Below are 5109 nucleotides of genomic sequence, written 5' to 3'. Positions count from 1 at the left end.
TCTTGTCTGCATCGGCTCTCTACAACCGACCAGGGGCGGCTTTGTTAGTTCTACTATTTACAGCGCACTACACTAGGCTCCCTACGGGACGGCGCTTGGCCTTTCCCACCCCACGCGGGCTTCCGAAGGTCCGCATAGCGGACCCTACCTTAACCACTTGTTTGACCGTAGGGTCCGCTGTGCGGACCTTCTAAATGTCAACACGCCCCAAGACCGGATTTCCCATACTCAATCCACCCACACCCGGGCGTTTCTGAACAGCTGCATCCAGGGGCCATCTTTCTCCCAATGGTCTGGCGCCCAATGGTCCGGCCGCCAGGAGTATTGGAGGGCCCGAAACAGCCGTTCCGGATGGGGCATCATGATGGTTACGCGCCCATCGGTGGTGGTGAGTCCCGTGATACCTGCCGGGGAGCCGTTCGGATTGGCCGGATAACGCACGGCGATGGCGCCGTTATTTTCGACGTAACGCAGCGCCACCTGCGGGGTGACGTGCGATAAATCCCCGGCGTCGAGAAACTCCGCCCGCCCCTCGCCGTGGGCTACGACAATGGGCAGTCGGGAGCCGGCCATGCCGGCCAGCAACACCGAGGGCGAGTCCGTTATCTCCACCATCACCAACCGCGCCTCGAACTGCTCCGAGCGGTTACGCACGAAGCGGGGCCAATGGTCCGCACCCGGAATCAGCTCCCGGAGGTTGGAGAGCATCTGACAGCCGTTACACACCCCCAGGGCGAAGGTCTCCCGCCGTTCGAAGAAGGCCTGGAATTGGTCCCGGGCCCGCGGGTTGAACAGGATCGACTTGGCCCAGCCCGCCCCCGCGCCCAGCACGTCGCCATAGGAGAAGCCGCCGCAGGCCGCCAGGGCGCGAAAGCCCGCCAGATCCATCCGTCCGGCAATGATGTCGGACATGTGCAGGTCCACACACTCGAATCCGGTCTGGTGGAAGGCCGCCGCCATCTCCAACTGCCCGTTCACGCCCTGTTCCCGGAGCACCGCCAGCCGGGGGCGCACCCCGCTCAGGATGTAAGGGGCCGCTATGTCGTCAGCGGGGTCGAAACCGAGGGCCAGGGTCAGGCCCGGATCGGCGGTATCGGCGATGCGATCGAACTCCTCGCGCGCGCAGTCCGGATTGTCGCGCAGGGATTGCAGATACAGACTGGTCTCCGACCAGCGCTGCTGCAGCTCCGCGCGGGATGCTGCAAAGACTTGGGCCCCCCGGCACCGGAACCGGATGGATTCCGATTCCTGGGGCGTGCCGATCACACAGCTGCAACCGCCCAGTCCCCGTTCAGCGAGTAACGCAAGCACAGCGTCCGTGTCCCCGCGCCGAGTCTGGATCACGGCCCCCAGCTCCTCGCTGAAGAGTACGGCCAGATCTTCCGGCCCCAACGGCTCCAGGTCCACATCCAGACCACAACGCCCGGCGAAGGCCAGCTCGCACAGGGTGACGAACAACCCCCCATCGGAGCGGTCATGGTAGGCCAGGATCAGGCCCTCCCGATTGAGTGCCTGCACCGCAGCGAAAAACCCCGTGAGCAGCCGGGGGTCGTCCAGGTCAGGGGCCACGTTGCCGACCTGCCCGTAGACCTGGGCCAGGCAGGAGGCCCCGAGGCGGTTGCGTCCCTGCCCGAGGTCGATGAGAATCAGATCCGTAGCGCCCGCATCCAGGCGCAGCTGGGGGGTGAGGGTGCGGCCGGCGTCCCGTACCGGCGCGAAGGCCGATACGATCAGCGACAGCGGGGCGATCATCTCCCGCGGGCGGCCTTCTCGGTCCGTCCACAGGGTCTTCATGCTCATGGAGTCTTTGCCCACGGGGATAGCCACGCCCAAGGCCGGGCACAGCTCCAGACCCAGGGCGCGGACGGTGTCGAAGAGCCCGGCATCCTCCCCCGGATGTCCGGCCGCCGCCATCCAGTTGGCGGAGAGTCGGATGTCGGAGATCCGGTCGACGGCGGCCGCGGCGATGTTGGTGATGGCCTCGCCTACGGCCAGGCGTCCCGAGGCCGCCGGATCGATCAGCGCCACCGGGGGCCGCTCGCCCATGGCCATGGCCTCGCCCGTTACCCCCGCGTAATCGCTGAGGGTTACCGCGACGTCGGCAACCGGTATCTGCCAGGGGCCCACCAGCTGATCGCGCGCCACCTGACCGGTAACACTGCGGTCACCGATGGTAATCAGAAACCCCTTGTTGGCTACCGTGGGCAGACGCAGTACCCGCCGCGCCGCATCCGGCAGGGATACCCGCGCTAAATCCAGCGCCGGTCTCTGAAATTCGATGCGTGCAGCGGTCCGCGACATCCGCGGGGGTTTGCCGAAGAGCACAGACATGGGCAGATCGATGGGCGTGTCCCCAAAGTGGGCATCAGTAAGCAGCAGGTGTTCCTCCTCGGTCGCCTCTCCCACCACCGCATAGGGACACCGTTCGCGCTCGCAGATGGCCACGAACGCCGCGAGCCGCTCGGCGGCCACCGCCAGCACATGGCGCTCCTGGGACTCGTTGCACCAGATCTCCATGGGCGACATGCCCGGATCGTCGTTCGGAACCTCCCGCAGCGCAAAGCGTCCGCCACGCCGGGCATCCCGTACCAATTCCGGCAGGGCATTGGAAAGCCCACCCGCCCCCACATCGTGGATAAACAGGATGGGATTCTCCTCGCCCCGGGCCCAACAGCTGTCGATCACCTCTTGGCAGCGCCGCTCCATCTCCGGGTTGGCGCGCTGGACGGAGGCGAAATCCAGGTCCTGAGCCGAGGCCCCGGACGCCATGCTGGAGGCGGCCCCGCCCCCCAGACCGATGAGCATGGCCGGCCCCCCCAGCACGATCAGGGGCGTACCCGGCGGAAACTCCCGCTTGGCGATGTGCTCGGCGCGGATATTGCCGAGGCCACCGGCGACCATGATAGGCTTGTGGTAGCCGCGCAATTCGGTCCCTTCGGGTCCTGGTACTGCCTGTTCGTAGGTACGAAAGTAGCCGCACAGATTGGGACGCCCATACTCGTTGTTGAAGGCGGCCGCACCGATGGGGCCCTCCAGCATGATATCCAGGGCCGAGGCCATATGACTCGGCCTACCATAGTCCCGCTCCCAGGGCAGGGCCCGGTCCGGGAGGCGTAGGTTCGACACCGAAAAGCCGCACAGGCCCGCCTTGGGTTTGGCGCCCTGCCCGGTGGCGCCCTCGTCCCGGATCTCCCCCCCGGAGCCGGTCGCCGCACCCGGATCGGGGGCAATCGCCGTGGGGTGATTGTGGGTCTCCACCTTCATCAACAGGTGGATGGCCTCGTCGCGCTCACCGTAGACCCCATCCTCAGGGGACACCAGGAAGCGCTTCCCCGGCCAACCCTTTACGATGGCGGCATTGTCGCTGTAGGCCGACAGGACCCCCTGCGGCGAGCAGGCGGTGGTGTGGCGGATCATCGCGAACAGGGACCGGTCCTGGGGCTCGCCGTCGATCGTCCAGTCGGCATTGAAGATCTTGTGCCGGCAGTGCTCGGAGTTCGCCTGGGCGAACATCACCAGCTCCACGTCCGTGGGATTGCGCCCCAAATCCCTGAAGCGCTCCACCAGATAATCGATCTCATCCCCGGACAAGGCCAGGCCCAGCTCGCTGTTCGCGGCCACCAGATTCGCCCGCCCCCTGCTCAACCCAGCGCCCAGCACATCGATAGACCGGTGCGGACGCGGCTCGGCCCGGTCGAGCAGCCGGCAGGCGTCCTCCATAGCGAATAGAGGGACCTGGGTCATCGGATCGTGGAGGGGGACCGCGGCGGCAACGAGCAAGCCCTCATCGATCCTGGCAGATCGAGCTTGGAGAGCGTAGGCGATGCCTCGTTCCAGGCGCCGGATCTTGTTCAGGCCGCAATTGCGGGCGATATCCGTGGCCTTGGACGACCAGGGAGAAATAGTCCCCGGACGCGGCACCACCAGCACCAGTGCCCCTTCCCGATCCGGTCCGGGCAGCCGGGGGCCAGGGTGCAGCAACCGCTCCAATAACCTCCGTTCCTCCGCGAGCAGATCCTGCTCGAGATCCGCGAAGTACCTGTATTCGGCAGCTACCCGCAGGACCTGCCCGGTGGCGTCCAGCAGGCGTTGCCCGAGCTTACGCAACCGGAATTCGGAGTGAGCAGGGGCGCCGCGCAGAATGAGCATCGCTTTATCCAAGTAAGCGGAGGGGTAGTGGTTAAGGTCTAAATGGAAACATCGCCACTAGCAGTGGGTTGGACACGCCACAAGCTGCATCCCCTCTCCCCCCGGGAGAGGGCCGAAGCTCGTAGGTTGGGCAAAGCCGGTAGGATGTGGTTCGAAAAAACTTTTGCGACACCCTCCCGGAGGCAGAGGGAGTGAAATGCGCAGATTGTTCCATGTGGGAGTATAATGGCATCGATGCTCCTCTAGGCATTCTCTCGCGCGGCTTAACGCAACCTACACTGCCGGGAGCAACTGGTTAATCGAAAAGAAATTGATACACACTCGCCCTGGAATGTACTAGGCGGTCTCCATAAGCTCCAGCGCATTGCCGTCCGGATCCCTGCAAAAGATTGCAGGACGGCCGGAGCGGCTGCGGGTAAACGTGATGCCGGCCTGCTCCAAACGGAGCGCAAGCGACGCTACATCTTTCACCGCCAAGGCCAGGTGACGGTCCCGTCCACCATGCTGTGGACGCCCCTGTAACGGGTCCGGATTGGGTAGCTCTAAGAGATGGATCTGCTGATCGCCGACCCACAACCAGGCCCCCGGATAACCGAGATCCGGACGCTGCTTGTCGGGCATCAGCCCCAACAGACCTCGGTAGAAGACGAGTGACCGCTCCGTGTCCGCAACGATCAAGCTGACGTGGTGGATGCGAACCTCTTCGGGCATCCGATAATCCCCCGTTTCACATTCGATCGCGCTGCCGGCACGCGCGGCCTCGCGTTAAGTGTAGGTTGGGTTAGGCGCGCTGCCTGATCCCGAAGGACACAAACAACGTTGAACGCGCCGTAACCCAACACGCCGGACTTGATAACGGCAGTGGCTCAGTTTGAAAATTTTATGGGTGGTGGTTAATTTTTAAATGCCAGCTTAACCAGTAGCTGGCAATAGCTCCGTATTATAGCGGTGCAGGAAGAG

Annotated in this window: 2 protein-coding genes; both read right to left on the bottom strand. The window is 64.5% G+C overall.

The features are described from left to right. Positions 1-228: 228 nt before the first annotated feature. The gene (purL, locus tag BQ17_RS00225) at positions 229-4149 is read right to left on the bottom strand and encodes a phosphoribosylformylglycinamidine synthase (protein ID WP_089723752.1); all 3921 of its coding nucleotides are present in this window, start codon (positions 4147-4149) and stop codon (positions 229-231) included. A gap of 336 nt (positions 4150-4485) precedes the next feature. Continuing rightward, positions 4486-4860: a VOC family protein gene (locus tag BQ17_RS00220; RefSeq protein WP_089723751.1), complete on the bottom strand. Its 375-nt coding sequence runs from the start codon at positions 4858-4860 to the stop codon at positions 4486-4488. Between the last annotated feature and the right edge of the window lie 249 nt (positions 4861-5109).

This window comes from Candidatus Thiosymbion oneisti (assembly GCF_900092655.1).
GTDB lineage: Bacteria > Pseudomonadota > Gammaproteobacteria > Chromatiales > Chromatiaceae > Thiosymbion > Thiosymbion oneisti.
This window is presented reverse-complemented; position numbering and strand designations above follow the sequence as displayed.